This is a genomic window from Devosia insulae DS-56 (genome assembly GCF_000970465.2).
In the GTDB taxonomy this organism is placed as follows: Bacteria; Pseudomonadota; Alphaproteobacteria; order Rhizobiales; family Devosiaceae; genus Devosia_A; species Devosia_A insulae.
Window position 1 is genome coordinate 1 of record NZ_LAJE02000377.1, and the last position, 25,531, is coordinate 25,531.

The 25,531-nt window shown below is 65.1% G+C and carries 29 protein-coding genes, 1 tRNA gene and 1 riboswitch; of the genes, 19 read left to right on the top strand and 11 right to left on the bottom strand.

Features of this window, described 5'->3' with window-relative positions:
• The 3 genes from parC to VW23_RS29575 all read right to left on the bottom strand — a co-directional run.
• On the bottom strand, nucleotides 1-1,809 hold a 1,809-nt coding region (parC, locus tag VW23_RS25190; RefSeq protein WP_069912236.1), incomplete at its 3' end, for a DNA topoisomerase IV subunit A.
• 98 nt (nucleotides 1,810-1,907) lie between these two features.
• Nucleotides 1,908-2,189, bottom strand: a complete 282-nt coding sequence (locus VW23_RS29570) for a BA14K family protein (protein WP_244513733.1) — start codon at nucleotides 2,187-2,189, stop codon at nucleotides 1,908-1,910.
• A 109-nt stretch (nucleotides 2,190-2,298) separates the two neighbouring features.
• Nucleotides 2,299-2,928 (bottom strand): BA14K family protein, encoded by a 630-nt coding sequence (locus VW23_RS29575; protein ID WP_084646473.1) that lies wholly within the window; start codon nucleotides 2,926-2,928, stop codon nucleotides 2,299-2,301.
• Nucleotides 2,929-3,021: 93 nt separating this feature from the next.
• On the opposite strand from VW23_RS29575, the gene VW23_RS25200 reads away from it, so the two are divergent.
• A complete protein-coding gene (locus VW23_RS25200; protein ID WP_069912238.1) occupies nucleotides 3,022-3,528 on the top strand; it encodes a SixA phosphatase family protein in 507 nt (168 codons plus the stop codon).
• A gap of 37 nt (nucleotides 3,529-3,565) precedes the next feature.
• Here VW23_RS25200 and VW23_RS29580 read toward each other — a convergent pair whose 3' ends face one another.
• The gene (locus VW23_RS29580) at nucleotides 3,566-3,994 is read right to left on the bottom strand and encodes a BA14K family protein (RefSeq protein ID WP_069912239.1); all 429 of its coding nucleotides are present in this window, start codon (nucleotides 3,992-3,994) and stop codon (nucleotides 3,566-3,568) included.
• Between the two features lie 116 nt (nucleotides 3,995-4,110).
• Nucleotides 4,111-4,192, top strand: a riboswitch (ZMP/ZTP riboswitch).
• A 137-nt stretch (nucleotides 4,193-4,329) separates the two neighbouring features.
• Between VW23_RS29580 and glyA the strand changes: the two genes are divergently transcribed.
• The 4 genes from glyA (at nucleotide 4,330) to VW23_RS25225 (ending at nucleotide 7,959) form a co-directional block, all read left to right on the top strand.
• Entirely contained in the window at nucleotides 4,330-5,634 is a 1,305-nt protein-coding gene (gene glyA, locus VW23_RS25210) for a serine hydroxymethyltransferase (protein WP_069912240.1), read from the top strand.
• A 40-nt stretch (nucleotides 5,635-5,674) separates the two neighbouring features.
• Complete coding sequence (gene nrdR, locus VW23_RS25215) at nucleotides 5,675-6,154, top strand: transcriptional regulator NrdR (RefSeq protein ID WP_055997857.1); 480 nt, start codon at nucleotides 5,675-5,677, stop codon at nucleotides 6,152-6,154.
• 83 nt (nucleotides 6,155-6,237) lie between these two features.
• Nucleotides 6,238-6,738, top strand: coding sequence for a transcription antitermination factor NusB (nusB, locus tag VW23_RS25220; RefSeq protein WP_069912241.1), 501 nt, complete (start codon nucleotides 6,238-6,240; stop codon nucleotides 6,736-6,738).
• 6 nt (nucleotides 6,739-6,744) lie between these two features.
• Nucleotides 6,745-7,959 carry an MFS transporter gene (locus VW23_RS25225; protein ID WP_069912242.1) on the top strand — a complete coding sequence of 405 codons (1,215 nt, stop codon included), beginning with the start codon at nucleotides 6,745-6,747 and terminating at the stop codon, nucleotides 7,957-7,959.
• Between the two features lie 591 nt (nucleotides 7,960-8,550).
• Here VW23_RS25225 and VW23_RS25230 read toward each other — a convergent pair.
• Nucleotides 8,551-9,000 (bottom strand): outer membrane protein assembly factor BamE, encoded by a 450-nt coding sequence (locus tag VW23_RS25230; RefSeq protein ID WP_055878918.1) that lies wholly within the window; start codon nucleotides 8,998-9,000, stop codon nucleotides 8,551-8,553.
• Nucleotides 9,001-9,160: 160 nt separating this feature from the next.
• Here VW23_RS25230 and VW23_RS25235 point away from each other — a divergent pair, with 160 nt between their 5' ends.
• The 5 genes from VW23_RS25235 to VW23_RS25255 all read left to right on the top strand — a co-directional run bounded on the left by VW23_RS25235 (nucleotide 9,161) and on the right by VW23_RS25255 (nucleotide 14,116).
• Nucleotides 9,161-9,688 (top strand): ubiquinol-cytochrome C chaperone family protein, encoded by a 528-nt coding sequence (locus tag VW23_RS25235; RefSeq protein WP_069912243.1) that lies wholly within the window; start codon nucleotides 9,161-9,163, stop codon nucleotides 9,686-9,688.
• Entirely contained in the window at nucleotides 9,685-10,233 is a 549-nt protein-coding gene (locus VW23_RS25240; protein WP_069912244.1) for a YceD family protein, read from the top strand. The genes VW23_RS25235 and VW23_RS25240 overlap by 4 nt, the downstream gene beginning before the upstream one ends.
• Nucleotides 10,234-10,324: 91 nt before the next feature.
• The gene (gene plsX / locus VW23_RS25245) at nucleotides 10,325-11,410 is read left to right on the top strand and encodes a phosphate acyltransferase PlsX (RefSeq protein ID WP_069912245.1); all 1,086 of its coding nucleotides are present in this window, start codon (nucleotides 10,325-10,327) and stop codon (nucleotides 11,408-11,410) included.
• Nucleotides 11,407-12,375 (top strand): beta-ketoacyl-ACP synthase III, encoded by a 969-nt coding sequence (locus VW23_RS25250; protein ID WP_069912246.1) that lies wholly within the window; start codon nucleotides 11,407-11,409, stop codon nucleotides 12,373-12,375. Before plsX ends, VW23_RS25250 begins: the two co-directional genes overlap by 4 nt.
• A 13-nt stretch (nucleotides 12,376-12,388) precedes the next feature.
• On the top strand, nucleotides 12,389-14,116 hold the full coding sequence (locus VW23_RS25255; protein WP_141728494.1) for a hypothetical protein: 1,728 nt from the start codon (nucleotides 12,389-12,391) through the stop codon (nucleotides 14,114-14,116).
• Here VW23_RS25255 and VW23_RS25260 read toward each other — a convergent pair.
• Genes VW23_RS25260 through VW23_RS25270 form a run of 3 tightly spaced genes read right to left on the bottom strand, consistent with a single transcriptional unit; the run spans nucleotide 14,113 to nucleotide 16,626 of the window.
• Nucleotides 14,113-15,036 (bottom strand): lysylphosphatidylglycerol synthase domain-containing protein, encoded by a 924-nt coding sequence (locus tag VW23_RS25260; protein ID WP_069912248.1) that lies wholly within the window; start codon nucleotides 15,034-15,036, stop codon nucleotides 14,113-14,115. The genes VW23_RS25255 and VW23_RS25260 overlap by 4 nt on opposite strands.
• Nucleotides 15,026-15,661, bottom strand: a complete 636-nt coding sequence (locus VW23_RS25265; protein ID WP_069912249.1) for a class I SAM-dependent methyltransferase — start codon at nucleotides 15,659-15,661, stop codon at nucleotides 15,026-15,028. Before VW23_RS25265 ends, VW23_RS25260 begins: the two co-directional genes overlap by 11 nt.
• Nucleotides 15,658-16,626, bottom strand: a complete 969-nt coding sequence (locus tag VW23_RS25270; RefSeq protein WP_069912250.1) for a glycosyltransferase family 2 protein — start codon at nucleotides 16,624-16,626, stop codon at nucleotides 15,658-15,660. The genes VW23_RS25265 and VW23_RS25270 overlap by 4 nt, the downstream gene beginning before the upstream one ends.
• 329 nt (nucleotides 16,627-16,955) lie before the next feature.
• Between VW23_RS25270 and VW23_RS25275 the strand changes: the two genes are divergently transcribed.
• Nucleotides 16,956-17,267: an integration host factor subunit alpha gene (locus VW23_RS25275; protein WP_055048678.1), complete on the top strand. Its 312-nt coding sequence runs from the start codon at nucleotides 16,956-16,958 to the stop codon at nucleotides 17,265-17,267.
• A 26-nt stretch (nucleotides 17,268-17,293) separates the two neighbouring features.
• Nucleotides 17,294-17,809, top strand: a complete 516-nt coding sequence (locus VW23_RS25280) for a MerR family transcriptional regulator (RefSeq protein ID WP_069912251.1) — start codon at nucleotides 17,294-17,296, stop codon at nucleotides 17,807-17,809.
• Here VW23_RS25280 and VW23_RS25285 read toward each other — a convergent pair.
• A complete protein-coding gene (locus tag VW23_RS25285) occupies nucleotides 17,806-18,060 on the bottom strand; it encodes a hypothetical protein (protein WP_069912252.1) in 255 nt (84 codons plus the stop codon). The genes VW23_RS25280 and VW23_RS25285 overlap by 4 nt on opposite strands.
• 12 nt (nucleotides 18,061-18,072) lie before the next feature.
• Between VW23_RS25285 and VW23_RS28420 the strand changes: the two genes are divergently transcribed.
• Complete coding sequence (locus tag VW23_RS28420) at nucleotides 18,073-18,630, top strand: response regulator (protein ID WP_084646474.1); 558 nt, start codon at nucleotides 18,073-18,075, stop codon at nucleotides 18,628-18,630.
• A gap of 73 nt (nucleotides 18,631-18,703) precedes the next feature.
• On the opposite strand, the gene VW23_RS25295 is transcribed toward VW23_RS28420, so the two are convergent.
• Nucleotides 18,704-20,239 (bottom strand): MDR family MFS transporter, encoded by a 1,536-nt coding sequence (locus tag VW23_RS25295; protein WP_084646475.1) that lies wholly within the window; start codon nucleotides 20,237-20,239, stop codon nucleotides 18,704-18,706.
• A 116-nt stretch (nucleotides 20,240-20,355) separates the two neighbouring features.
• On the opposite strand from VW23_RS25295, the gene VW23_RS25300 reads away from it, so the two are divergent.
• The gene (locus tag VW23_RS25300; RefSeq protein ID WP_069912253.1) at nucleotides 20,356-21,009 is read left to right on the top strand and encodes a MarR family winged helix-turn-helix transcriptional regulator; all 654 of its coding nucleotides are present in this window, start codon (nucleotides 20,356-20,358) and stop codon (nucleotides 21,007-21,009) included.
• 57 nt (nucleotides 21,010-21,066) lie between these two features.
• On the top strand, nucleotides 21,067-21,540 hold the full coding sequence (ybaK, locus tag VW23_RS25305) for a Cys-tRNA(Pro) deacylase (protein WP_069912254.1): 474 nt from the start codon (nucleotides 21,067-21,069) through the stop codon (nucleotides 21,538-21,540).
• On the opposite strand, the gene VW23_RS28750 is transcribed toward ybaK, so the two are convergent.
• Entirely contained in the window at nucleotides 21,537-21,698 is a 162-nt protein-coding gene (locus tag VW23_RS28750) for a Thivi_2564 family membrane protein (RefSeq protein WP_141728495.1), read from the bottom strand. The two genes, ybaK and VW23_RS28750, sit on opposite strands and share 4 nt — an antisense overlap.
• 140 nt (nucleotides 21,699-21,838) lie before the next feature.
• Here VW23_RS28750 and VW23_RS25310 point away from each other — a divergent pair, with 140 nt between their 5' ends.
• The 4 genes from VW23_RS25310 to VW23_RS25325 all read left to right on the top strand — a co-directional run bounded on the left by VW23_RS25310 (nucleotide 21,839) and on the right by VW23_RS25325 (nucleotide 25,530).
• Nucleotides 21,839-22,477, top strand: a complete 639-nt coding sequence (locus VW23_RS25310) for a cysteine hydrolase family protein (RefSeq protein WP_244513734.1) — start codon at nucleotides 21,839-21,841, stop codon at nucleotides 22,475-22,477.
• A gap of 128 nt (nucleotides 22,478-22,605) precedes the next feature.
• The gene (locus tag VW23_RS25315; RefSeq protein WP_069912255.1) at nucleotides 22,606-24,360 is read left to right on the top strand and encodes a peptidoglycan D,D-transpeptidase FtsI family protein; all 1,755 of its coding nucleotides are present in this window, start codon (nucleotides 22,606-22,608) and stop codon (nucleotides 24,358-24,360) included.
• A 90-nt stretch (nucleotides 24,361-24,450) separates the two neighbouring features.
• A tRNA-Pro gene (locus VW23_RS25320) sits at nucleotides 24,451-24,527 on the top strand.
• Nucleotides 24,528-24,555: 28 nt separating this feature from the next.
• Nucleotides 24,556-25,530, top strand: a complete 975-nt coding sequence (locus VW23_RS25325) for a phosphotransferase enzyme family protein (RefSeq protein WP_069912256.1) — start codon at nucleotides 24,556-24,558, stop codon at nucleotides 25,528-25,530.
• The last annotated feature ends 1 nt before the right edge of the window (nucleotide 25,531 follow it).

The window sequence follows — 25,531 nt, forward strand, 5'->3', positions numbered from 1 at the left end:
GATATCGACCATCAGGCGCACCGGCTCACCCTGGCTGCGGCCGCCCGGCAGCCGGTTGCCCGAGAGCGTGAACACCTTGCCGCCGGTAGAAAGCAGCAGCAGCTTGTCGGTGGTCTGGGCGTGGATGAACAGCTTCAGCCGATCGCCGGTCTTGAAGCCCTTTTCGTCGATCTCGGTGGTGTGGCCGCGCATCGAACGGATCCAGCCCTTTTCGGAGAGGATCACGGTGATCGGCTCGCGCTCGATCATCTGCGTCGCCACTTCCTCGTGGTCGATATCCATGGCGTCGGCGAAATCGGTCCTGCGGCCCCATCGCGGGTGACGGGTGACGCCGTCTTTCTCGAACTTTGGGTAGGCTTTCTTGAGGTCGGCGATCTGCTTGGCGATCTCGCCCCACTGCTTCTTGTCGGACGCGATGAGCGCGTTGAGATGCGCCTGCTCTTCGCTGAGCGTCTTGTGCTCGGTGCGCAGCTCGATTTCCTCGAGCTTGCGCAACGAGCGCAGCCGCATGTTGAGGATCGCTTCCGCCTGCACATCGGTCAGGCTGAAGGTCGCCATCAGCGAGGCCTTGGCGTCATCCTCCTCGCGGATGATCCGGATCACCTCGTCGAGGTTGAGATAGGCGACGATATAGCCGTCGAGCACTTCCAGCCGGCGGGCGATCTCGGCCAGCCGGTTGTTGGTGCGCCGCACCAGCACGTCCTTGCGGTGCTCGAGCCAGGCGACGATCGCCTCCTTAAGGCTCATCACCCGCGGCACGACCCCGCGGTCGAGGACGTTCATGTTGAGCGAGATGCGCTGTTCGAGGTCGCTCAGCTTGAACAGCTGCTCCATCAGGATGGCCGGGTCGACCGTGCCGGCGCGCGGCTCGATGACGAGGCGGACATCGTCGGCGCTCTCGTCGCGGATGTCCTTGAGCAGCGGCAGCTTCTTGTTGAGCAAGAGCTCCGCGATCTTTTCGACCAGCTTGGACTTCTGCACCCCATAGGGGATTTCGGTGACGACGATCTGGTAGACGCCGCGCCCCTTGTCCTCGCGCTCCCAGCGGGCGCGCAAGCGGAACGAGCCGCGGCCGGTCTCGTAGGAATTGAGGATCGAGCTCTGGCTCTCCACCAGGATGCCGCCGGTCGGAAAGTCCGGGCCGGGGATGTAATGCATCAGGTCGGCGGTGGTGGTGCCGTCGCGGCCATTGTTGATCAGGTGCAGCGCCGCGTCGCAGATCTCATCCACATTGTGCGGCGGGATCGAGGTCGCCATGCCCACGGCGATGCCGGTCGAACCGTTGGCCAAAAGGTTCGGGAAGTTCGCCGGCAGCACCGAGGGTTCCTCGGTGGCGCCGTCATAGGTCGGCTTGAAGTCGACCGCGTTCTCGCTGAGGCCTTCGAGCAGCCGCGAGGCCACTTCGGTCATGCGCGCTTCGGTGTAGCGGTAGGCCGCCGCGCCGTCGCCATCGATATTGCCAAAGTTCCCCTGGCCGTCGACCAGCGGGTAGCGCATGGCAAAATCCTGCGCCAGGCGGACCATGGCGTCGTAGATCGACTGGTCGCCGTGCGGGTGGAAGCTACCGATCACGTCGCCGACCACCTTGGCCGACTTCTTGTAGGCGCCACCCGGATCGAGCCGCAGCAGCCGCATGGCGTGGAGGATCCGGCGATGCACCGGCTTCAGGCCGTCGCGCGCATCGGGCAGGGCGCGCTGGGTAATGGTGGAGAGGGCGTAGGAGAGGTAGCGCTCCTCGAGCGCCTCGCGGAGATCTACGACCCGCTGGTTATCGCCATCGGGCGGAACGGTGTCCGGATCGTCGCTCATCGGGTGGTCTCAGTCATGCGAATCATTTTCGCACTATAGCGATTGGGACCTCAAACCGGGGGTGCAGCAAGGCCGCATCCCCGGAGTTTAGCGTCCCGTCAGAGCCGGCACGGGTGATAGTTGCCGTCGTAGCCGAGATACATGCCGGTGCTGGGGTCGTACGAGCGATAGCGGGCTTCGCAGGCCGCCACGTTATCGCCGATCACCAGGCTGTCGCCGCCATAGTTGACGAAGCGATCCTCGTTGTTATCTGAGTAACCGGCGAGCGCTTCGGCGAGTGCGATGCCGAACAGGCCCGGCGCCGGCAGGCCGTAGCCGTAACCGGGCGGATAGGCGTTGACGTACCGGTCGCCGGTGTCGCCGGGGCGATACAGGTTCACGAACCGCTCGCCCCCATAGGTCCCGATCACGTCTTCCGCCAACGGATTGGTGGTCGCGTCGTCGGTGTAGCACTGACCCTTGGAGTCGATGCAGGCATATTCGTAGAAGTCACTGCGAGACGGTTGGGCATTGGCTGTTCCAACCGATAGCGCCATCACGCTGGCGAGGGCGGCCGCGGGTGCGGCAAGGGCGAGCAAGCGCATCGTCCTTCTCCCTACTGCTGTGGTGTGAGGCGAAGGGAAAACCGCCGGTCGCAGCATTGGTTGCTGCCGAAACGCCGGAAAATCCGGCCATCTGACCACATTTGAGCCGTATCGATGTGCCAGCGGCCGGAGGTGCGGAGCCTCCGCACCTCCGGCCTGACCGTTCAGAGCCGGCAGCGGTGATACCGCCCGTCATAGCCAGGAACGTGTCGGTGCCGGCGTCGTAAGACCGGTAGCGGGCCTCGCAGCGCGCCACATGCGTGTCCCAGCCGCCATAGCTGCGGTTGCTGTAGCTGTTGGCGAGCGCCGCGCCGAGTGCGAAGCCGAACAGGCCCGTGCCCCAACCGAAGCCACCATAGTACGGACGGTAGCTGCGGTTGTAGTAGCGGTTGGGGTTCCAGCGGTTGACGTAGCCGAGGTTGCGCGCGCCGTCCCAAGCTTGGAAGCCGTAGGCCCGATATTGGGCATCGGCGGGCAGCGGTGTCATCACGCTGATTGCAATTGCCGCAACGGCGGCGAAAGCGGACGTCTTCATTGTCCATCTCCCGGTTGGTTGCGTGAGGCGGAAGTAGAACCCGCGGCTGCCGCCAATGGTTGCGCCGCCAGGGCCTTCAGCTACGATCAACCGATGCTTCGCCTGATCCTTGTTCGTCACGCCAAATCCGCCTGGGACGATCCGGGGCTCAGCGATTTCGATCGTCCGCTGGCGCTGCGCGGCATCGCGGCAGCGGCTTGGATCGGCACGACGCTGACCAACCACGGCTGGTTGCCCGACCGCATCGTCTGCTCCACCGCGCGCCGGACGCGCGAAACGCTCGAGTTGGCCATGGCCCGTCTGCCGTCGAACGGCCCGAGGCCCGATGTGGTCTGGAGCGATGCCGTCTACGACCGCCGCGACCACGACTATCTTGGCCTGATCGCCGAGCAGGGGAGTGGGGCGCAGGTACTGATGCTGGTGGGGCACAACAGCGCCACCGAGCAAACGGCGCTGGCGCTGAGCGCGGGCAGCCATCAGGCGATGGTCAACTTCCCGACTGGCGGCATCGCGGTGATAGACTGCGAGATTTCGAATTGGTTGGAACTTGTGCCGCGCTGTGGGCGGCTATCGCATTTTCTCCGTCCGCCCAGGAGCTAGCGAAAGCAGGGGCGCCCTCGAGGGCGCCCCTGGCGCATCAGAGATTGCAGCGGTGATACTGCCCGTCATAGCCGAGGAACATATCGGTCCGGGCATTGTACGAGCGATAACGTGCCTCGCAATCCGCAACATGGTCGTCGAAACGATCGTCGTAGCGGTCGCCGTTGCGGTTCATGCTGCCGACGATGGCGGCGCCGACCGCAAAGCCGAAGATGCCGGCGGCGACGCTACCCAGGTTCGGCTGGTTCCAGCGATACCAGTTGCGATAGTCGTTCTTGCCCCAGCGATTGTGATTGCGGCGCCAGTCATCGCAGCCGCGCCAGTTCGGATGCTCGACACAGCGTTCAGAAACGTAGCGCTGTTGCTGGCCGATACTGAAGTTGACGGACGCTGCGCTGGCCGGCGCGGGCATCATCATGATGCCGGCGAGACCGGTGCCGATGATGGCGGAAGCGAGCTTTTTCATGTGAGGACTCCTGGTCTTCTTGTTATTGACGCTTGCCCTGACAACGTCTCGCGGCCTGCATAGTTGCCACAATAAGGGGCAGGGGCTTTCACAGCCCCGACAACTCTGCGATAATGGGGCGTTCGCGCGACTGGCGAGATCAGATGGGGCACCATCGGGGAACGCGAACGAGCGCCGCCGCTCGCCTGGGCACCCAACCGAAACCTCATGGGAGCCCGCATGAACCGGATGACCGATAGATATGACCAGGCTGTCCTCAGCTTGGAATCGCTTGGGCCAGCGTGCTACACGCACGCCAGCCGAAACCCCAATCCTACTGCCCCGGGAGACGCCAAATGAGCGCCGCCACGTCCCTTCCGCTCTTTCCCCGCTTCTTCACCAACACGCTGGCCGAGACCGACCCCGAAATCGCCGAAGCCATCAAGCTCGAACTCGGCCGGCAGCAGCACGAGATCGAGCTGATCGCGTCGGAGAACATCGTGTCCAAGGCCGTGCTCGAAGCCCAGGGCTCGATCATGACCAACAAGTATGCCGAGGGTTACCCGGGCAAGCGCTATTACGGCGGCTGCCAGTATGTCGACATCGCCGAGAACCTGGCGATCGAGCGTGCCAAGCAGCTGTTCGGCGCCAACTTTGCCAACGTGCAACCCAACTCCGGCTCGCAGATGAACCAGGCGGTGTTCCTGGCACTGCTCGAGCCCGGTGATACCTTCATGGGCCTCGACCTCAACTCGGGCGGTCACCTGACGCACGGCTCGCCGGTCAACATGAGCGGCAAGTGGTTCAAGGTGGTGTCGTATGGCGTGCGCCAGGACGATCATCTGCTCGACATGGACGAGGTCGCCCGTCTCGCCCGCGAGCACAAGCCCAAGCTGATCCTTGCCGGCGGTACCGCCTATTCCCGCGTCTGGGATTGGGCCCGCTTCCGCGAGATCGCCGATGAAGTCGGCGCCTACCTGATGGTCGACATGGCCCATATTGCCGGCCTCGTCGCCGGCGGTGTGCACCCCTCGCCGGTGCCGCACGCCCATGTCACCACCACCACCACGCACAAGTCGCTGCGCGGCCCGCGCGGCGGAATGATCCTTTCCAACGACGAGGCGATCGCCAAGAAGATCAACTCGGCGGTGTTCCCGGGGCTGCAGGGCGGGCCGCTGATGCACGTCATCGCGGCCAAGGCGGTGGCCTTCAAGGAAGCACTGCAGCCCGAGTTCAAGGCCTATGCCCGCCAGGTGGTGGCCAATGCCCGCACGCTCGCGGCGACGCTGATCGAGAACGGGCTGGACGTGGTCTCAGGCGGCACCGACAACCACCTGATGCTGGTCGACCTGCGCAAGAAGAACGCCACCGGCAAGCGGGCGGAAGCCGGCCTCGGGCGCGCCTACATCACCTGCAACAAGAACGGCATTCCGTTCGACCCGGAAAAGCCTTTCGTTACTTCTGGTGTGCGTCTGGGCACCCCGGCGGCGACCAGCCGCGGTTTCGGCGAGGCAGAGTTCCGCGAGATCGGCAAGCTGATCGTCGAGGTGCTGGACGGCCTGCGTGAAGCCAATTCCGACGACGGCAATGCCGCGGTGGAAGCGGCGGTGCGCGACAAGGTCATGGCGTTGACCTCGCGCTTCCCGATCTACGCCGACTGAGCATAGCTTCGCCTTTGCGGAGCCTTTCTGGAGCCCGACGATGCGCTGCCCCTATTGCGGAAACGACGATACGCAGGTCAAGGACAGCCGGCCGACCGAGGACTCCAACGCCATTCGCCGCCGCAGAATCTGCAATGCCTGCGGCGGCCGTTTCACCACCTTCGAGCGCGTGCAGCTGCGCGAGCTGCTGGTGGTCAAGAAATCCGGCCGCAAGGTGCCGTTCGATCGCGACAAACTGGCTCGCTCGGTCGGCACGGCGTTGCGCAAGCGCGACGTCGAGCCGGAGCGGGTCGAGCGCATGATCTCGGGCGTAGTGCGCCAGCTCGAAAGCCTTGGCGACGTCGAGGTGACCTCCGATCAAATCGGCGAGTTCGTCATGGAGGGGCTGAAGGGCCTCGACGACGTCGCATTCGTGCGCTTTGCCTCGGTTTACAAGAACTTCTCCGCCGCCGACGACTTTCGCTCGTTCCTGACCGAGCTCGGCAACGATGAGCGCCTGAAGCCCAATCACGACGATTGAGATTGCGGTTCGTGCGCCCCCCGGCTAAGCCAGCGGGCAGAACATTGCGCGTTTCGGCGTGCACAACAGAATGACTTTCCAATATGGCCCAGCCAAAGCCGCGTGATCCCTCCGCGCCCCGTACCGCCAACCAGCGTGGTGCGGCCCGCCTCGCCGCCGTCCAGGCCCTCTACCAGATGGATGTCGGCCGCCAGACGCTCGAGGACACGCTCAGCCAGTTCAGCGCTATCCATGCCGGCCGCGAAGTCGAGGGCGAAGAGTACCTGCCGGCCGACGCCGACTTCTTCCGGCAGATCGTCACCGGGGTGATCAAGGCACAGCTGCAGATCGATCCCGCGGTCGATAACGCGCTGGTCGATGGCTGGCCGATGCCCCGCATCGATGCAACGCTGCGCGCCATCCTCCGCGCCGGAGCGTTCGAGTTGCTGCGGCGCAAGGACATCCCGGCGCGCGTGGTCATCACCGAGTATGTCGACGTCGCCAAGGCGTTCTACGAAGACGACGCCCCCAAGATGGTCAACGCCGTTCTCGATGGGGTGGCTCGCGCCGCGGGCCGCGACGACGAAGCAACCAAGACCAGGTAGGGCAGCATGGACGAGCGCGCCACCGGCATAGGCTCGCCGCTTCGCAATATCGGACTGCTCGCCGTGGCCCAGGCGATCCTCGGCTCGAACCAGGCGATCATCATGTCGATCGCCTCGCTGACCGCTGCGACCATGATCGCCGACAAAGGCTTCGCCACTGTCCCCGTTACGCTGATGCTGATTGGTACCGCCCTCGCTACGGGACCGGCGGCGCTGCTGATCCATTCGCTGGGCCGGCGCGAGGGGTTGATGCTCGGCGCTGCGATCGCCATTCCTGCGGGCGCGGTGGCGGCGTTGGCGGCCTGGCTTGATCTGTTCTGGCTATTCTGCCTGGCGCTCGCGTTGCTCGGCATCCCCGCCGCCTTCGCCAACCAGTATCGCTTCGCGGCGGCCGACAGCGTGCCGCCCGATCTCCGGTCCAGGGCCATCTCCTGGGTGCTGTTCGGCGGCGTGGTGGCCGGCTTCCTCGGCCCGCAGATCAGCGCCCACACCAAGGACTGGATCCCCGGGCATGAGTTCGCCGCCACTTATCTGGTGATGGGCTTGCTGGCGCTGGTGGCCATCGCGGTGATCAGCCGCACGCGCCTGGCGCCGACGGTGAAGCGCGCCGAGGACCGCAAGGCCGGCCGACCGCTGCCGGTGCTGCTGCGCGACGCGGGCATCTGGGTGCCGATGCTGGTCGCGGCGATCAGCTACTCGCTGATGGTGCTGGTGATGGTCGCGGCGCCGTTGGCCATGGTCTATGTCTGCGGCCACACCACCGAGGAGGCGGCCTTCGCCATCCAGTGGCACATCGTCGCCATGTTCGCCCCCAGCTTCGTCACCGGCGCAATCATCAAGCGCGTCGGCGCCAGGCTGACTGCAGCCATCGGGCTGCTGCTGATCCTCCTGGCGGCGGGCGTGAATCTCCACGGCATCACCACGATGCATTTCAACATTTCGCTTATTCTGCTTGGTGTTGGCTGGAATTTCGGATTCATCGCCGCAACCGCCATGCTCGCCGCCGCCTACCGGCCGGAAGAAGCCGCCAAGGTGCAGGCGGCGAACGAGCAGGTGGTGTTCGGGGTGATGGCCCTGGCCTCGATCGCCTCGGGCCTGCTGCTGCAGCTGATCGGCTGGGAAGCCATCAACCTCCTCGCCGTCCCGGTCGCCGCGATTGCGATCCTGGCCCTGGCATGGGTCAGCTTCCGGCCGGGCAAGGCGCAGGGGCAGCCGGGCTAGTCCTCGAACACGCCACAACCTCCGGCCGTCATCCCGGCGGATGCCCTTAGGCGCTAAGTTCGCGATTTCGGTTGGCCTGATGGACGCCACCTTAGCTCGCAAATGGGGTGACGCCGGGTATGCGACCGAGGCTCTGCAGGTCCCCCAAACTCGGTGTCATCCCCGCGGAAGCGGGGAACTCCGTTTGCGATCGTGCCGCAGGCCAAGAAAGCAGAGGTTCCCGCTTTCGCGGGAATGACCCGGTGGGTGGGGCACGACCCTAACTTAGCGCACATGGGCGGATGCCGGGACCCAGTGCTCCGGCCAATCCAAGCGCAGGAAGCCATCCGACCTTGCCGTGATGGGCCGGAGGAGATCGTGTTTGGCCGGTCGCTCGGGCAACACCTTACCATGGCACCGCAATACCACCGGCGTCATCCCCGCGCAGGTGGGGACCCAGTGCGATCTCTGAGCCTCCACCGGCGCCGCGGCATCCCACTAGGTTCCCGCCTTCGCGGGAATGACGCCGGTGGGTGGGCTCGGCAATAACCTGGCGCATATGGGCTTTCGCCGGGATGACGGCTGGCGGAATTGGCTAGTTTGGGATCAGCGTCAGATCGAGCTGATGATCGACTCGAGGAAGGTGCGGTCCTGGCCGTAGGACGGGGTGCGGCGGCTCTCGATCGAGAAGCTCTTGCCGTCCTTGACGCCCAGGCGCTCGGTATCGACCACCTTGTTCTTCTTGTCGAAGTAGACGACGAGCAGGGTGCGCTCCTTGCTCAGTTCCATGCCGAAGGCAGTCTGCTGCACCTTCTCGCCCAGATAGTACCAGGCGGTTTCGGTGGCGAAGGAGTTGGTGACCTGCGGCGAGCCCAGCACGGCGGTAACCAGCGCGGCACTCTGGCCGACGCGAATCTGCGCCACTGCATCTTCCGAAATCTCGTAGCCGCGCGCCTTCGATTGCGTGAGGCTCATGCCGCTGCCGCAGGCGGCGAGCGACAGGCTGACGAGCACGGCGGCGGTCATCGGGAAGAGGCGGCTAGTGACGGTGCGCAAAGGCATCAATTTGACTTTCCCGATCGCTGTCTACTATTAGCACGGCCTTGGCCGGCCGGGCACTGTGTAGCTGTCAAAGGCGCCCGCTGGCAAGCTGGCTTGCGTCCTTGCCCGAACCCTTCCACACCGGCAGCACCCTCGACCGCAAAACCGCGGAGCGCGACTGATGATATTGAACTTGTTCAGGAAAAGCCCGTCCTCCGACGCTGTTTATGCCGTCTATACAGCCATTGTGGCGCAATCCCGGCAGCCCGTCTTCTATGCCGACTGGGGCATTCCCGACACGGTCACCGGGCGTTTCGACATGATCTCGCTGCACCTGTCGCTGCTGTTCCGGCGTTTGAGAGTCGAAAAGCAGGCCGGGCATGAGTTCAGCCAGGCGCTGTTCGATCTGTTTTTCAAGGACATGGACCGTTCGCTGCGCGAGCTCGGGGCAGGGGACATGGCTGTACCTAAGAAGGTCCGCAAGATGAGCGAGATCTTCTACGGCCTGATGACCAGCCTCAACGAAGCGATGGACCGCAATGACCGGCCGGGCGTCGAGGCCGTGCTGCGCCGCAACGTTTACCCGGAGGCCGAGTCGGGGCATGCGCCGCAGCTCGCGGCCTACCTGTTCGCCCAGTACGACAAGCTCGCCAGCCAGTCGCTGGCCGACATTGCCGGGGGGCGCCTCGAACTGGCGACCGCCGCATGAGCACCGAACTGTTCCGCATCCCCGATGCCAGTATCCGCCTCGATTCGATGCCGTCGTCGGGGCGCGACCTGGCGCTGGTGGTAGATGCCGCCGACCGGCTGGCGGTCGCCGAGCAGCTCGGCATCACCGCGGTCGAAAAGCTCGAGGTGAAGTTGCACGCCGTGCGCTTCAAGGGTGGTATCCGGGTAACGGGCCGGCTGGTCGCCACCACCGTACAGCCCAGCGTCGTATCGCTGGAGCCGGTCGTCCAGGAGATCGCCGAGCCGATCGAGCGGGTGTTTCTGCCGGGCGGCGAGAAGGCTTATGCCGGGCCGGCCGACGCGGAAATCTTCGTCGACCTTGACGGCGAGGACGTGCCGGACCATTTCGAGGGCAACGAGGCCGACCTGTCGGCCCTGATCGTTGAAACCCTGGCGCTGGCGCTCGACCCGTACCCACGCCAGCTGGGTGAAACCCTGGGCGCCTTGCGCGATGATGGCGACACCGAGAGCGATTTGCCCTTCGCCGGCCTCAAAATCCTCAAGACTCCCGAGGACAAGAGCTAGGACCCCGCCACATCCGGGTGATATCTTGTTTGGGGTAAGCGTTTGAGTATGTTGAAACCGTCTCCGTCAGGGGACGCTGGACCAGGCGGCGATGAGCGATTCCATCCGTATCTCCGTTGACGCCATGGGCGGCGACAAAGGCCCGCGCGTGGCCGTCGAAGGCGCGCGCCTGTTCTGGCGCGAGCGCAAGAACACCACCTTCATCTTCCATGGCCGCGAAGCCGAGCTGAAGCCGCTGCTCGACGAGTTCCCCGATCTCAAGAAGGTGTCGCGCATCGTCAACGCCGACATCGTCATCTCGATGGAGGAAAAGCCGTCGCAGGCGCTGCGCAAGGGCCGCGGCACCTCCTCGATGTGGGCGGCGATCCAGTCGGTGAAGGATGGCGAGGCCGATGTCGCGATCTCCGGCGGCAATACCGGCGCGCTGATGGCGATGGCCACGTTCTGCTTGAGGCCGATCGAAGGCATCTCCCGCCCCGCCATCGCCGCGCTGTGGCCGACGCTGCGCACCGACATCATCGTGCTCGACGTCGGCGCCACCGTCGGCGGCGACGCCAAGCAACTGACCGACTTCTCGATTCTCGGCGCCGCCCTGGCGCGGGCGCTGTTCGACCAGGAGCTGCCCACCGTCGGCCTGCTCAATGTCGGCACCGAGGAGATGAAGGGCCATGACGAGGTGAAGGAAGCCGCGCGCATCCTGCAGGCAGCGAGCGGCGAGGGCTTCATTTATCACGGCTTCGTCGAGGGCGACGACATCGGCAAGGGCACCGTTGACGTGGTGGTCACTGAAGGCTTTGCCGGCAATATCGCGCTGAAGACCGCCGAGGGCACCGCCCGGCAGGTCGGCGCCTATATCCGTAACGCGCTGAAGGCCGACATCATCTCGATGCTGGGCGCCGCCATTGCCGGCCAGGCGCTGCAGGCGCTGCGGAGGAAGCTCGACCCGCGCAACATCAATGGCGGCGTGTTCCTCGGCCTCAACGGCGTCGTCATCAAGTCGCATGGCGGCACCGACGAGGTCGGCTTCAAGGGCGCCCTGAGCCTTGCCTATGAGATGGCCCGCAGCCGCGTCATGGACAAGATCGGCGAAGGCATGCGCCGCTTCCCCACTCTCAGCGTGGCGCCCCCGATCGAGGCGGCGCCGGCTCCCGAAAAAACCGAGGCGAAATCCGCGTGACCGACAAGAAATCCATCATCCGCAGTGTCGGCTCCTACCTGCCGGCGCGTGTGGTGAGCAATGACGAGCTGGCCAAGACCGTCGAGACCTCCGACGAGTGGATCCAGCAGCGCACCGGCATCAAGCAGCGCTACATCGCCGCCGAGGGCGAGAACACTTCCGATCTGGCTGCCGCCGCTGGCCGCAAGGCGATGGAAAATGCCGGCATCACCATCGACGACATCGACCTCATCGTCGTCGCGACGACCACGCCGGATATGACCTTCCCGGCCACCGCCGCAGTGGTGCAGCAGAAGCTCGGCATGCACCATGGCGCGGCCTTCGATATCCAGGCCGTGTGCTCGGGTTTCGTCTATGCCGTGGCTACGGCCGACTCGTATCTGAAGAACGCTCTCGCCCGGCGCGCCCTGGTGATCGGCGCCGAAACCGCCTCGCGCATCCTCGACTGGAACGACCGCACCACCTGCGTGCTGTTCGGCGACGGGGCAGGGGCCGTGGTGATGGAGCTCGGCAAGGCCGGCGAGGAACGCGGTGTGCTTGCCACCTCGCTCCGCTCCGACGGCCACTACTGGAACAAGCTCTACACCGATGGCGGCCCCAGCTCGACCCAGTCGATGGGCCACATCCGCATGGAGGGCAAGGAAGTCTTCAAGCACGCCGTCGGCATGATCACCGACGTGGTCTACAAGGTGCTCGAGGATACCGGCCATACCATCGACGACCTCGATTGGTTCGTGCCACACCAGGCCAATAAGCGCATCATCGATGGCGCCGGGGTGAAGCTTGGCCTGCCGCCCGAAAAAGTGGTGGTGACCGTCGATCGCCACGCCAACACCTCCGCCGCCTCGGTGCCGCTGGCGCTGCACACCGCCGTCGCCGATGGCCGCATCAAGCGCGGCGACCTGGTGATGATCGAGGCCATGGGTGGCGGCTTCACCTGGGGCGCCTCGCTGATCCGCTGGTAACTGCCCCGGGCCCTTGCCGGGCCGTGAACGGCCAGACATCCTGCACCCGGGCTCACCGAATCTCAGGATCGTCGTCGTGCAGCAAGAAGCCGGCATTCGCCTGCAACCGCCCGAGCTCGGCTGGCGACATGTGCTGCCGGTTACCCTGGCGGTATTTGCGATTTATGCGGCATCCACCTGGATGCGGACCTTGCCGGTCATCTCGCAGGATGAACTGGGCTTCATCGCGCAATCTCAGCTGCTGGCGGGCGTACCGGCCGTCAACATGGGCTCTGCGCCCTACTACCACTTCGGCTATTCGCTGCTGTTGACACCGGTGTGGTGGGTCACGCGCGATCCGCTGCTCGCCTACAAGGGGTTCATGCTGATCAATGCCGCGCTGGCGGCGCTGCTCGTGCCGCTGCTGGTGGGCATCGCAGCAGCGCTGGGGTATCGGCGCAATCTGGCCATGGTTGCCGCTGCCGCGGTCGTGGCGCTCTGGCCATCGTACTTCTTTGTTGCCCACTATGCCTGGTCGGAGGCACTGTTCCGGTTGGTGTTCGCAACTCATGTGTGGGCGCTGCTGCGGCTGGTACAACGGCCGCGCATCGGTTGGGCCACGCTGTTCGCCACCAGCGCTGCCGCGCTTTATGCGGTCCATCCCAAGGCATTGCTGATCCTGTTGCTCGCCCCAGTGGCGTTGGTCGTGCTGCGGGTCATGCGGGCGCTCGACACGCGAGCGCTGCTGGTGGCCGTACTCGCGTTCGTGCTGGCCGCCGCCGGCGCGCTGTTGGCCATGGACGCCCTGCGCGGGGCGCTCTGGCACGCGGGTGGTCATTCAACGGCTACTGCACTGCTGGCTCGGCTGCTCAACCCAGAGGCTTTGCTGACGGGACTGGCGGTGATGCTCGGCCAGGTCTGGTATCAGCTGGCTGCGAGCCTGGGCCTCGCCGCGCTGGGCATCTGGTTCGTGCTGCGTGTCGCAACGGGTGGCAGCGCCCCCGCGCTTCGGCTCGCAACCGGCTATGTGCTGGCTGCCGTCTTGGTTGTAGGGCTCGCGTCGGTCGCTCAGATGCTTGACCCGCAGCGCGTCGATCACGTCGCCTATGGCCGCTATGTCGATGGCGCTTCGCTGGTACTGATCTGGCTGGGGCTGTGCTGGCTGACCTTCGGCGAGCGGGGCGAGGGCCAGCGGATCGCCGGATGGATCGCGGTTGGCACAATCCTCGCAGCCGGTGTCGTTCTGACGATGTTGCCGATCGTTGCCGGGCTCGAGCCGGCCCATCCGAACAATGTTGCCGGGATCGGCTGGATCTTCCGCATCGGTTCGACGCCGCTGCAGTTCTTTGGAGTGAATTCGCTGTTCGTCGCTGTGGCCACTGGCCTGTTGCTGGTGTTGAACCGGGCAGGGCAGATTGCTTTGGCTGCCGTCTTCGCCATCGGCTCAGGCGCCATCATCTCGGCGTTCACCGCGCACCAGGCGCAGGAGCAACTTGCGTTCCTGTCGGCCGATGCGGCCGTGATCCGGAGCGAGGCCCCGGTGTCGCTCTACTGGACCGACGCGGTGCGCGACCACAATCTGTGGTCGTACCACCTGCAATACACGCTCGCGACATCGTTCCTCGATGCCGATGGGCCATTGCCTGCCGGAGCAGGGCTGATCTCCCATGAGCCGGCTGCCGAGGGGCTGGCTTGCGCGGCGCGACTGCCGAGCGGGTTGTTTCTGCTCACCAACCCGACCGACGCCGAGCCGCGATGCTAGGGTCGTCGGCGCGCGATGAAGCCAGCGAAGGCAAATAGCGCATCGCCGAGCGTGGTGATGAGCCGGTGGCCGAGCGCGATGGCAGTGGCGCCAGGCACGCCTGCGGCCGTGAGCCCGGCGATCAACACGGCGTCGCGGACGCCCAGCCCGCCTGGAGCTCCGGGGACGAGGAAGCCGACCAGCCACGCCGCCGCGGTGATGCCGATGATCTCGAGCGAGGCCGGCCCACCCAGCGTAATGGCGAGGGCCCAGGCGAGCCCGCTGCTGCCCAGCATGAACAGCAGGTAGAGCCCGAACGCAGCCGCGCCGCGGACGAGAATGGCGCCCGCAAGCCGGCGGACCTCGAGCCGCCGGGCAACGAGAGCGAAGAGGCAAGTGGCAATGGCCGTGCAACCGATGACAATGATCGGCAGCAGCCATTGCTCGAGGTCGTAATGCCGCAGCTGGCTGCGCAGGAGCGGCAAGGCGAGGACCACGGCGACCAATCCACCGGCCGCCGTCAGCAGCGCGATCTCGACGAGCTGAGCGATACCGAGGGCTTGGTGCGAAGCCCCCGCCCGCCGCGCTTCGACATAGCGGCCGACCATGTGGAGCACGTTGCTGGGAAGGTATTTGTAGACCTGCGTTCGGGCATAGATGCCGAGCGCCGCGCCAAACGGCACGACCGGACCGTCAATGGCAACCAGGAGGCCGCGCCAGGCGATGGCGAGAAGGACCAGCAGCAGGGCGTAGGCAAAGCTGCCGATCGCTATGGCGGCGAGGAAGCCGGGTTTACTGAGATCGGCCTGCAACTGGTCGAACGATCGCTGCACGGCGATGGTGACGAAGACCAGCGCCACAAGCGTGACGAGGATACCTGCCGCCTTCAGCCAGGGGCGAAGCCGCGAGGGCGCCGCATCGGTGCCGAGCTCATCGGCCACGACAGAGGATCATGGTCCAGGGCAAAGGGCGGCGCACTTCGACGATCTCGAAGTGCCGCTCGATCAACCCGACAAACGCGGCTGAAGACCAGTGCTGGATGTGCCCGGGGGTGTTGCCGAGTTCTGTGACATACTTGCCGCGGGCGAGGTTGAGTATCCGCCAGATCGGCTCGCGCGGTACGCTGACCAGCAGGTAGGGCGCCGCGATCCGACGAAGTGCGGCAAGCGCACGCCCGGTATCAGGAACGTGTTCGAGGACCTCACAGCAGATCGCCAGAGGGCCGCTCTGTCCCGCGTCCAGGTCGTAGAGCGATCGCACTTCGAAAGCAGGAGCAAGGCCGCGCTCGGCGCATTGGGCATTCGCCTGCGCCACGCTGCTGGCCTCGAGGTCCGAGCCGCGCACCGTCCAGCCGCGGTCTGCCAACCGCATGCTGAGGTATCCTTCGCCACAGCCGGTCTCGTAGGCGGAGCGGGCGCCGGTGAGCGCGGTGAGTTCGTCAAACGCGCCGAGGAAACCGTTCATCAGCGCTCGGGCGATCGGATTGCGCGTGTTGTACTTGTCGTAGTGATTGCCGGGGACGTTGACGTAGCCGCCGCCGATGGCGCTGCCTCCGGCCGGCGTCACGCAACACGCTCCCGTGGCGCAGCGCCCCGTAGTTCGGCCCTGAGCTGCCGCTCGCGGATCTCCTCGAGCAGGCGGCGGTTGGTGGCGATGAGGTCGGCCAGAATGCCGCCCACCGCCAACACACCGGAAACAGCAAGCAGCCCCGCGCCCAGTACCAACGACTGGACGTTGCCGGCGCCCTCGCCAATGGCGAAGTGGTACAGGAAGCGTAGGTTCACGAACACCGCCGGCAGCGCCACGATGGCCGCGAGCGTCAGGAAAAAGCGCAACGGCTTGTAGAGCACGTAGATCCTCAGCACGGTGATGATCGAGCGCGCCACATAGCTGCCGATGCTGCGGACCAGCCGCGACGGACGAAGGTCGCCATTGACCCCCACCGGCACCGAGGCGATCGGGATGCCGTTCCGGCCGGCCTGGATGATGGTCTCGAGCGTGTAGGTGTAGGAGTTGAAGACATTCATCCGCACCGCCGCGTCGCGATGGATGGCGCGGAAGCCGCTCGGTGCATCGGCAACGATCGTGCCGCTGGCCTGCTTCACCACCCAGGAGCCCAGCCGCTGCAGCAGCTTCTTGATCGGCGAGAAGTGCGCGATCTCCTCGATTGGCCGGGCACCCACGACGATCATCGCCTGTTTGGCGAGGATGGGCGCGACAAGGGCGGGGATCGAGCGCGCGTCGTACTGGTTGTCCGCGTCCGTGTTGATAATGACGTCGGCGCCGAGCTTCAGCGAGGCTTCGATCCCGGCCATGAAGGCACGGGCCAGCCCGCGATTGGTCGGCAGCGACACGATGTGATCGACGCCGTGCTGTCGCGCCACCTCTACCGTGCGATCGGTGGAGCCGTCGTCGATCACCAGCCATTCGACGCGATCGAAGCCGGGCACGGCGCGCGGCAGGTCCGCGAGCGTGATGCCGAGGGTTGCCTCCTCGTTGAGGCAGGGAATCTGGATGATCAGCTTGTGCAAGAAAATTCCGGAGCTCGGGCGCGCTACCGGGGCCGCGCCGCAGACGAAAAGTCTCTACGAGAAGTCCGAATTCCCGGTTAACTCGGGGCGGTTCCGCTTCTACTTGCGAGCCGGTGGTTAGCGTGGGGGCAGGGCGGGACTATACTGTGTCGCCTTTGCTCCGGCGGCGTTCGGCCCATTGCGGCCGGTAGTTCGAATGCCTCACGCCTTTGATTGGTAAGCCAGATTGCCAGTGGCGTGACAGCGCGTTAATCTTTGCAACAAATCCGTGGGTGGGGGCGCCTGACGGGCACCTGTATCAAGCTGGGCAACGAACGGAGGGGCGGCATATGACGCAGAGAACGGTCACGCGAGCCGACTTGGCGGAAGCGGTTTACGAAGCGGTGGGGTTGTCCCGCACCGAGTCGGCGGAACTGGTGGAGCGGGTGCTCGACCTCATCGGCGATGCACTGGTGGAAGGCCACAACGTGAAACTCTCCTCGTTCGGCTCGTTCCAGGTGCGCTCCAAGAACGAGCGGATCGGCCGCAATCCCAAGACCGGCGAGGAAGTGCCGATCCTGCCGCGACAGGTTCTGGTGTTCAAACCCAGCAACGTGTTGAAATCCAAGATCAACAAATCTATGGTCCGGTCTGGAAAATAAGACTCTTTCCGGGCGGGTGAGTCCTTTTGGACAAGTCTCCAGACGCGTTTCGCACCATATCCGAGGCAGCCGACGAGCTCGACCTGCCGCAGCACGTGCTGCGCTTTTGGGAAACGCGCTTCTCCACCATCAAACCACTGAAACGTGGCGGCGGCCGGCGCTATTACCGGCCTGAGGACGTGCTGCTGCTCAAGGGCATCCGGCACCTGCTCTACGACCAGGGTTTCACCATCAAGGGCGTGCAACGGATCCTGAAGGATCAGGGCATCCGCTATGTCATCGGCATCGGCGAGGGCCGTCCGGTCGAGGCGCTCGAGCGTCAGCCCGCCGATAGCGAACCGGAGGATGATTTCGCGTCCGAGTCCGCGGTGATCCCCGAAGACGACATGACGGACGCCCCGCCGGCGCCGTCCCGGCTGAAACTGCCGAGCTTCAAGCCCAAGCCTGCCGGCCTCACCACCGCTGATCGCGACAAGCTCTCCGACGTGCTGCGTGAGCTGCTCGACTGCAAGCGGCTGCTGGAGCGCGCTCGCGAGGGCTAACTCTCGACGCCTTCGTCGGCGTTTTCGGAATCCAGCACGCCGAACGATTGCGATGAGCCGTTGCCGCTATTCGGCACGGCGCCAACAACACCAAGTCCCCGACGCAACAGTTCGCGGACTGCTGCGGCGCGGCTTGGCATGCGGTTGGTGAAGCGGAAGTCGTCGAGCGCGCGCAGCTCGTCGGCTTCAAGCATGATCTGCAGCCGCTCGCCGCGGACTAAGTCGTTGCCCTTGTAGGTTTTCTCTGACATCGCGAGGCATGAATGAGGTTGCGTTACTCATTCAACTCATTGCACGCAAAATGGTTGCATGCAAGCGGTGTACTCATTCGCAACAAGCCGCTGCAAAGCGGCCACGCGCTAACTCGCTTTTTCCTCGATTTGCCGGCCCAGCGGGTGCATTTGAACCGGGTGAGGAGACGGAGAGTGCTGCTGAACACACAATCGGATGGTTCGGGTATCGGAACGGTGCTGATCGTCGAAGACGAGGTGCTCGTCTCGATCATGATTGAGGATTTCCTGCTCGACCTGGGCGCTGCCGAAGTCATTACCTGCGTCACCCCGGGCGAAGCTGAAGCCATGATCGGCACACGTTCGGTCAACTGCGCCATTCTCGATGTCAAAATCGGCGGCGCCGACAGCTTCGGTTTGGCCGACGCGCTGACTCACCGGGATGTCCCGTTCTTCTTCGCCACGGCCTCCGGCCCCGAGGCGATAGTCGAGCGCCATCGCCACCGGCCGATTCTCGCCAAGCCATTTTCGAACGCGCAACTGCTGGAGTTCCTGCACGCTACGATGGCGGGGCAGGGCAGGGATCGCTAGCGCGCTTCCGCCTCGAAACTCGAGCAAGCAAAAGGGGGCCGGACGGCCCCCTCCACTTTTGTGAACCCAGCTGTCAGCCCCGCTTCGGGATCTGCACGTCCTTGAGCATGATGGTGAAGATCATCGCCAGCACGTAGACCGCGGCAAGGAACAGGAACAGCGTGTTGAAGCCGGCGGTGTAGTGGCTGAGCACGACCGCGCGCGTCGCCTCCGGCAGGCCGGCCGCGATGTGCGGGCTTAGGCTGGTCAGCCCGCCCGGCACCGCCGCCGCAACGTCAGCGGGGAGCTGCGCGCTCTGCTGCGTCAGCGCCCAGGTCATGACCGCGCCGTTCACGGCAAGCCCGAGCGAGGCGCCGATGGTGCGCGCCTGGGTGATGAGGCCGGTGGCGGCGCCGATATCCTGCAGCGGCGCGGCGGCCTGGATAGCGACCATCAGCACCTGAAACTGCAGGCCCATCGAGATGCCGAACACCGCCATCAGCAGCGCCATGATCCAGACTGGCGTGTGCGCGTCGACGAAGGTGTAGCCAACCATCAGCAGTGCGCCCACCGCCATCGCGGCCACCGGCATCCACTTGTAGCGTCCGGTGGCTGCAATGATCCGGCCGGCAAGCATCGAGACAACCATCGAGGTCGCCGATGCCGGCAGGAACAGGAAGCCGACTTCGGCGGGGCCGAACCCGGTGATCACCTGGAAGTAGAGCGCAAAGTAGAAGAACTGGCCGAGCGTCACGACGCCCGCGAGAAGTGAGACCAGCGTCACGATGGTGATCGTGTGGTTCTGGAACAGCCGCAACGGCACGATTGGCTCGGCGGCGCGACGTTCGGTCACGACGAACCAGATGGCCGCGGCAATGCCGATGACCGGCAGGGCGAAGGTCAGCAGATCCGGGCCGGTCGGGTCGATCACGTGGTCGCCCCAGTAGACGATGGCGGTCGTTGCGACGGCCAGGAGCACGCCGCCGAAATAGTCGACCTTGTGCTGCTTTTCGACGAACTTCGAGCGCATGGCGAGGAAGATGAGCGCGAGGACGACGATACCGACCGGCAGGTTGACGAGGAACACCCAACGCCAGCCGAAGAGGCTAGTGATGTAGCCGCCGGCGACCGGCCCGAGGATCGAGCTCAGCGCGAACACAGCCGACGAATAGCCCTGGTACTTGGCACGGTCGCGCGGGCCGAACAGCTCGCCAATCATGGCGAAGGCCGAAACCATCAGCCCGCCGCCGCCAATGCCCTGCAATACGCGGGCGGCGATCAGCGATTCCATCGACCAGGCGAGGCCGCAGGCGGCCGAGCCGATGAGGAACAGCACGATGGCTGTCATCACCACGTTCTTGCGGCCATACATGTCGCCGAGCTTGCCGTAGAACGGCGCTACCGCGGCGGTGGAGAGCAGGTAGGCCGAGCCCACCCAGCCGAACAGGTGCAGGTTGCCGAGCTCGCCGGCAATGGTGGGCAGTGCGGTGACGACGATCTGCATGTCGAGCGTCGCCATGAACATCGCGATCAGCGCGCCGAAATAGACGAGCAGCGTCGCGCGGTCGGGGCGCGACGGCGCCTCGGCGACCGGCGCGGCGCCGGAAATGGGGTTGGTATCTACGCTCATCAAGCGACCTCCGAACTGGAGCGGGGTTATGTGCCTGCTTCACATATGTGTCAACAGCAATTATGTGACAGCAGCATGTAATTGACTGCCGCACATATATCTGCTAGCGCGGAGTGATGCAGGACGACACCAAGACCGACCTCCCGGCCATCTGTCACACGCAGGGGGACCAGGAACTCATCGAACTCGCCAAACAGAGCGGGCTTTCACCGAATGCGGCAGAGGCAGTCGCCGCGATCGATGCGGTAATGCATAAGGTTCGGCGCTCCATCCAGCGCCGGGATTTCGGCCGGCAGGTGATGGCGCAGATCGATCCGACGCTTGAGGTTGCGCACCTCGACGCCATCAGCGCGATCGCCCATGCGCCAGCTTACATCGAGGACGCCAAGGTCGAGGTGACCGTGGGGCTAATTGCCGAGCGGCTTGCGGTGGATCCGTCACGGGCAAGCCGCATTTCGGCGGAGCTGGTCGATCGCGGCTACGCGCGTCGCGTGGCCTCGCAGCAGGACGCCCGCCGCATCTGCCTCGAGCTTACCCCCAAGGGGAAGCGCTTCATCGAGGCGGTGCGGATCAACAAGTGGAACCTGTTCGCTCAGGCGCTCGGGCAATGGAACGAGCGCGACCTCGTTGCCTTCGCTGTGCTGTTCGAACGCTTCTCGAACTGGTCGACTGACGATGGCGGCGTCGCAACATCGGCTGCCAACATCAAGCGCCTGTTCGAGGAAAGCGAAGCCGCTGCGAGCGAGGTCGAGTCGGCCGGCGTCGAGTAGCTCGCTGCCCAACCGCGCACGCTGGACGAGGGGGCCTCGTCGCCGTAACACTGCGCCATGTCGAAAACCACCGCCGCGACGCTCGCGCTCACCAAGGCCGGCATCGCCTTCATACCCTTTCCCTACGACTACGACCCCGACGCGCCGCGCATTGGGCTGCAGGCGGCCGAAGCGCTGGGCAGGGCGCCCGAGCAGGTGTTCAAGACCCTGATGGCCGAGGTCGACGGCAAGCCGGTTTGCGTCGTCGTTCCATCCGACTGCGAAGTCAGCATGAAGAAGCTCGCCGCGGCCTTCCGCGGCAAATCCGCCAACATGATGAAGCCGGTGGACGCCGAGCGTCTCACCGGCTTCAAGGTCGGCGGCATCAGTCCGTTCGGGCAGCGGAAGAAAGTTCCGACCGCTATCGACGAAACCGCCGAACTGTTCGACGAAGTGCTGATCAATGGCGGCCAGCGCGGCCTGCTCGTAGGGCTAAGCCCGGCCGATGCCGCACTGGCGACCGAAGCCAAGCTGGTCGATCTCGTCGCCTAGAAGACCGCCAGGTACTTCAGCAGCGAAACGATGCCAATAATGATCACCACGATCTGGATGATCTGCTTGACGCGCGCGTCGACCGGCAGGCGCTGGACCAGCCACAGGATCAGCACTACGACGAGGAAGGTGATGAGGATTCCGATGAGGACGGACATCTGAAGTCTCCGTGACGCTGCGGAAATGCAGGTCATGCTCAACGCGCAAAGGCGCAATTCGTGGCACGCGGTGCGAAAACTTCGTGTCAAATCCGAATGTTGGTCGGGTCGCGGAACCCGCGCCCACTGCCGTCAGTTGCATGGCGATGACCGACCCGATCGACCTCATCGCACCACAAGGCCTGCACTTTGGCTCGCTCGGCGGCAACTGGGTGCATCTATGCATCGACATGCAGCGCATGTTCGCTGAACAGACCGAGTGGCACGCGCCCTGGATGCAGCGGGTGCTGCCCGAAGTGGTGCGGCTGGTCGAGCTGGCACCGGAACGCACGGTGTTTACGCGCTTCATTCCGGCCCGCACCGCAGACGATGTCGGCGGCACCTGGCGCCGCTATTATCAGCGCTGGGCCTCGATGACCGCCGAGCGTCTCGATCCCGGGTTGCTCGAGCTGATCCCGGCGCTGGCGCTGCATGCGCCGCCCGCCCGCGTGCTCGACAAGCCGATCTACAGCCCCTGGCTCGGCAGCCGGCTGCACGCCGACCTCATGGCCGGCGGCGTCGACACAGTGGTGATTTCCGGCGCCGAAACCGAGGTCTGCGTCATGGCTGCCGTCATCGGCGCCATCGACCTCGGCTACCGCGTCATCATCGCCACAGACGCGATCTGCTCATCCGCCGACTCCACTCACGACGCCATGCACCACATCTATGACAGCCGCTTCGGCATGCAGGTCGAGACGGCCGAAGTGGTCGAGATTGTGGAGGCGCGGGGGCGATAGAGTGGCTTTCCCCGCTGACCGCCGCGTCGCTAACCGCTCGTTAAGCTGTTGCTTCAAATGCCGTTGATCGGCGGCCTTGGGTGGTGAACCTCAGCGCCCAGTAACTGCCTCTCACCGCTGACCCCACCATGACCACCGCCGACCACCTCGACGGGGCCGGACCCTTGCGTCCTGTCCAAAGCTATCCCGAAATCATCGAGGTTCCCGGCACGGCACGGATCCATAACCGGATCACCCGCGGACGCATCGCCATCGTCGCGCTGTTGCTGGTGGCGGGGTTTCTGCTGATCGGCGGCCGGCTGGTGCAACTGGGGCAGGTGAAGGTCGACGACACTATCGAGGGCATCACCCGCGATATCATCCAGGCGTCCCGCCCACCGATCGTTGACCGCAACGGTATCGCCATTGCCGTCGATATCCGCGTCCCCTCGCTTTACGCCGAGCCCCGCCGCATCGTCGACGTCGCGGGCACAGCCGCCCAACTGCGCACCGTACTGCCGGATCTCGACGAGGCTTGGCTGCGCCAGCGCCTCACCGGCGACAAGGGCTTTGTCTGGCTCAAGCGCGAGCTGACGCCGGCCATCGAAGATCGGGTGATGGCGCTTGGCCTGCCGGGCATCGACTTCATCGAGGAGAGCAAGCGTTTCTACCCGGCAGGGTCAGAGCTTGCCCATGTCATCGGCAGCGTCAATGTCGACAACCAGGGCATCGCCGGGATGGAACTGGCCATCGACCGCGACGACCTGGCCGTGCTGCCGGAACTCGGGCTGGCGCGCGGCGCCGAGCTCGAGCCCGAGGTGCTGTCGATCGATACACGCGTGCAATACGTGATGCGCAGCGAACTGCTGGCCGCGTTGGCCCGTTTCCGCGCCATTGCCGCTGCCGGGGCGATTGTCGACGTCAAGACCGGCGAGGTGATCGGCATGGTGTCGCTGCCGGATTTCGACCCGAACGAACCCGCCACGGCGCTGAAGCCCGACAGCTTCAACCGCATCACCAATGGCACTTTCGAGCTCGGCTCGACCTTCAAGACCATCACCATCGCAGCGGCGCTCGACAGCGGCGCCGTCGGCATCGACGACATGATCGACGCGCGGGAAGGGGTGCGCTTCGGTCGCTTCCTGCTCGACCACGGTAGGCACGAGATCATGTCGGTGTCGGATGTGTTCCGCTACTCTGACAATATCGGCACCATCCGCATCATGGAGACGATGGGCAAGGAGCGGCTCCGGACGTTCCTTGGCGCCGCCGGCTTCGACCAGCGCTCCGGTATCGAGCTGCCCGAGCGTGCCGCCCCGCGTGTGCCTGGGAGCTTTTCCGATGTCGGCGCCGCCACGGCCTCCTATGGCTACGGCTTTGCCGCGACGCCGATGCACATGCTCACCGCGGTCGCCGCGCTGATGAACAAGGGAAAGTTGGTGCCGCCGACGCTGTTCCGCCGCAGCGAGGCGGAGGCCGCGCAACTGGCGCGCCCGATCGTCAGTTCGAGGACCAGCGAGGAGATGATGTACCTGTTCCGCATGAACGCGCTGCTTGGCTCCGGCCGCAACATGGAAGCCCAGGCAGTTGGCTATCGCGCCGGCGGCAAGACCGGCACGGCAGAGAAGACCATCAACGGCCGCTACTCCAGGACCAAGAACGTCACCGTCTTCACCTCCGCCTTCCCGATGGAGAATCCGCGCTACGCCATGCTGGTGATGCTCGACGAAGCCCAGGCCGAAAACGCTCGCTCCACTCGCGAAGCCGGCTGGAACGTCGCGGTGGTCAGCGGGCAGATCATCCAGCGCATCGCCCCGATGCTGGGCATTCTGCCCACCACTGCCGCCGGCATCGACGACCGTCTCATGCAGATCGCCGCGCGCCCTGAGGCAACGGTGAGGTGATCGCGAGGGCGGATTTCTCTGCTTCGGTCGCATTGCCGCAAAAATGCCTCTTGCCTCAAAAGGCTGGTTTCTGTAGGCCTCCGCACCAGTCGGGGTGTAGCGCAGCCTGGTAGCGCATTTGTCTGGGGGACAAAGGGTCGTCGGTTCAAATCCGGCCACTCCGACCATTTCTTCCAAAGCCTAAAGGATAGCGGATTGGATATTGCCCCCAGCGATCCGCTCCCGGAGGAACTGTCGCTTGTTGCCGGCAGCCTCGAGCGCTGGCCGGTTGCCGCGGGTGGCACGCCGGTTCTGATCAATCTCTCCGAGAATCACACTTTCCGCATCGACGGGGCCAACGGCGCCCGCCATGTGCTGCGCCTGCACCGGCCACGTTACCAGTCGCGGACCGCCATCGGCAGCGAGCTGGCCTGGCTCGAGGCGATCACCGACGACACCGAAATCCCGGTGCCGCGCCCGATCCCCGGGGCCGACGGCGAGATCGTGCAGGAAGTGGTGCCGGATCGCTTCGCCGCCTTGTTCGCCTTCGAGAACGGCGCCGAGCCGCAGCCGGATGCGGACCTCGTACCGCTGTTCGCCACGCTCGGGCGCTACGCCGCGACGCTGCATAACCACATCGCCACCTGGCAGCAGCCCGAAAAATTCGTCCGTCCGATCTGGGACGCCGTCGGCATCCTCGAGGCCTCGGGCCTCTGGGGCGACTGGCGCAAAGCCCCGCATGTCGAGGGCGACACACTGGCGACGCTGGCTGAGCTCGATGCAGCGCTGCGCGCCGACCTCCGGGCCTATGGCACCGACATCGACCGCTTCGGGCTGATCCATGCCGACATGCGGCTCGCCAACCTGCTGGTCGATGGTGAGCACACCGTGCTGCTCGACTTCGACGATTCCGGCTTCGGCTGGTTTCTCTACGATCTCGCCGCGAGTCTCTCGTTCATCGAGACCTCACCGCAGGTGCCGGCACTGATCCGCGCCTGGCTCGGCGCCTACATGGAAATCCGGCCGCTGAAGCCGGAGGACCTCAGGATGATCGATACGCTGATCCTGCTGCGGCGCATGGCGCTCCTCGCATGGATCGGTTCGCACGGCGAAACCGATCTCGCCAGGGCGCACGCCGAGCGGTTCGCGCTGGACACCGCGACAATGGCGCGGAAGTACCTGGCGCGCTGAA

Coding starts and splice junctions, on each gene's coding strand:
- VW23_RS25285 (WP_069912252.1), bottom strand. CDS start 18,060: ATGTCAGAGAAAACCTACAAGGGCAACGACTTAGTCCGCGGCGAGCGG.
- VW23_RS29580 (WP_069912239.1), bottom strand. CDS start 3,994: ATGAAAAAGCTCGCTTCCGCCATCATCGGCACCGGTCTCGCCGGCATC.
- VW23_RS28420 (WP_084646474.1), top strand. CDS start 18,073: ATGAGGTTGCGTTACTCATTCAACTCATTGCACGCAAAATGGTTGCAT.
- VW23_RS29575 (WP_084646473.1), bottom strand. CDS start 2,928: ATGAAGACGTCCGCTTTCGCCGCCGTTGCGGCAATTGCAATCAGCGTG.
- VW23_RS28750 (WP_141728495.1), bottom strand. CDS start 21,698: ATGTCCGTCCTCATCGGAATCCTCATCACCTTCCTCGTCGTAGTGCTG.
- VW23_RS25315 (WP_069912255.1), top strand. CDS start 22,606: ATGACCACCGCCGACCACCTCGACGGGGCCGGACCCTTGCGTCCTGTC.
- nrdR (WP_055997857.1), top strand. CDS start 5,675: ATGCGCTGCCCCTATTGCGGAAACGACGATACGCAGGTCAAGGACAGC.
- VW23_RS25225 (WP_069912242.1), top strand. CDS start 6,745: ATGGACGAGCGCGCCACCGGCATAGGCTCGCCGCTTCGCAATATCGGA.
- nusB (WP_069912241.1), top strand. CDS start 6,238: ATGGCCCAGCCAAAGCCGCGTGATCCCTCCGCGCCCCGTACCGCCAAC.
- VW23_RS25275 (WP_055048678.1), top strand. CDS start 16,956: ATGACGCAGAGAACGGTCACGCGAGCCGACTTGGCGGAAGCGGTTTAC.
- glyA (WP_069912240.1), top strand. CDS start 4,330: ATGAGCGCCGCCACGTCCCTTCCGCTCTTTCCCCGCTTCTTCACCAAC.
- VW23_RS25300 (WP_069912253.1), top strand. CDS start 20,356: ATGCAGGACGACACCAAGACCGACCTCCCGGCCATCTGTCACACGCAG.
- VW23_RS25230 (WP_055878918.1), bottom strand. CDS start 9,000: ATGCCTTTGCGCACCGTCACTAGCCGCCTCTTCCCGATGACCGCCGCC.
- VW23_RS25200 (WP_069912238.1), top strand. CDS start 3,022: ATGCTTCGCCTGATCCTTGTTCGTCACGCCAAATCCGCCTGGGACGAT.
- VW23_RS25235 (WP_069912243.1), top strand. CDS start 9,161: ATGATATTGAACTTGTTCAGGAAAAGCCCGTCCTCCGACGCTGTTTAT.
- VW23_RS25310 (WP_244513734.1), top strand. CDS start 21,839: ATGGCGATGACCGACCCGATCGACCTCATCGCACCACAAGGCCTGCAC.
- plsX (WP_069912245.1), top strand. CDS start 10,325: ATGAGCGATTCCATCCGTATCTCCGTTGACGCCATGGGCGGCGACAAA.
- ybaK (WP_069912254.1), top strand. CDS start 21,067: ATGTCGAAAACCACCGCCGCGACGCTCGCGCTCACCAAGGCCGGCATC.
- VW23_RS25240 (WP_069912244.1), top strand. CDS start 9,685: ATGAGCACCGAACTGTTCCGCATCCCCGATGCCAGTATCCGCCTCGAT.
- VW23_RS25295 (WP_084646475.1), bottom strand. CDS start 20,239: ATGAGCGTAGATACCAACCCCATTTCCGGCGCCGCGCCGGTCGCCGAG.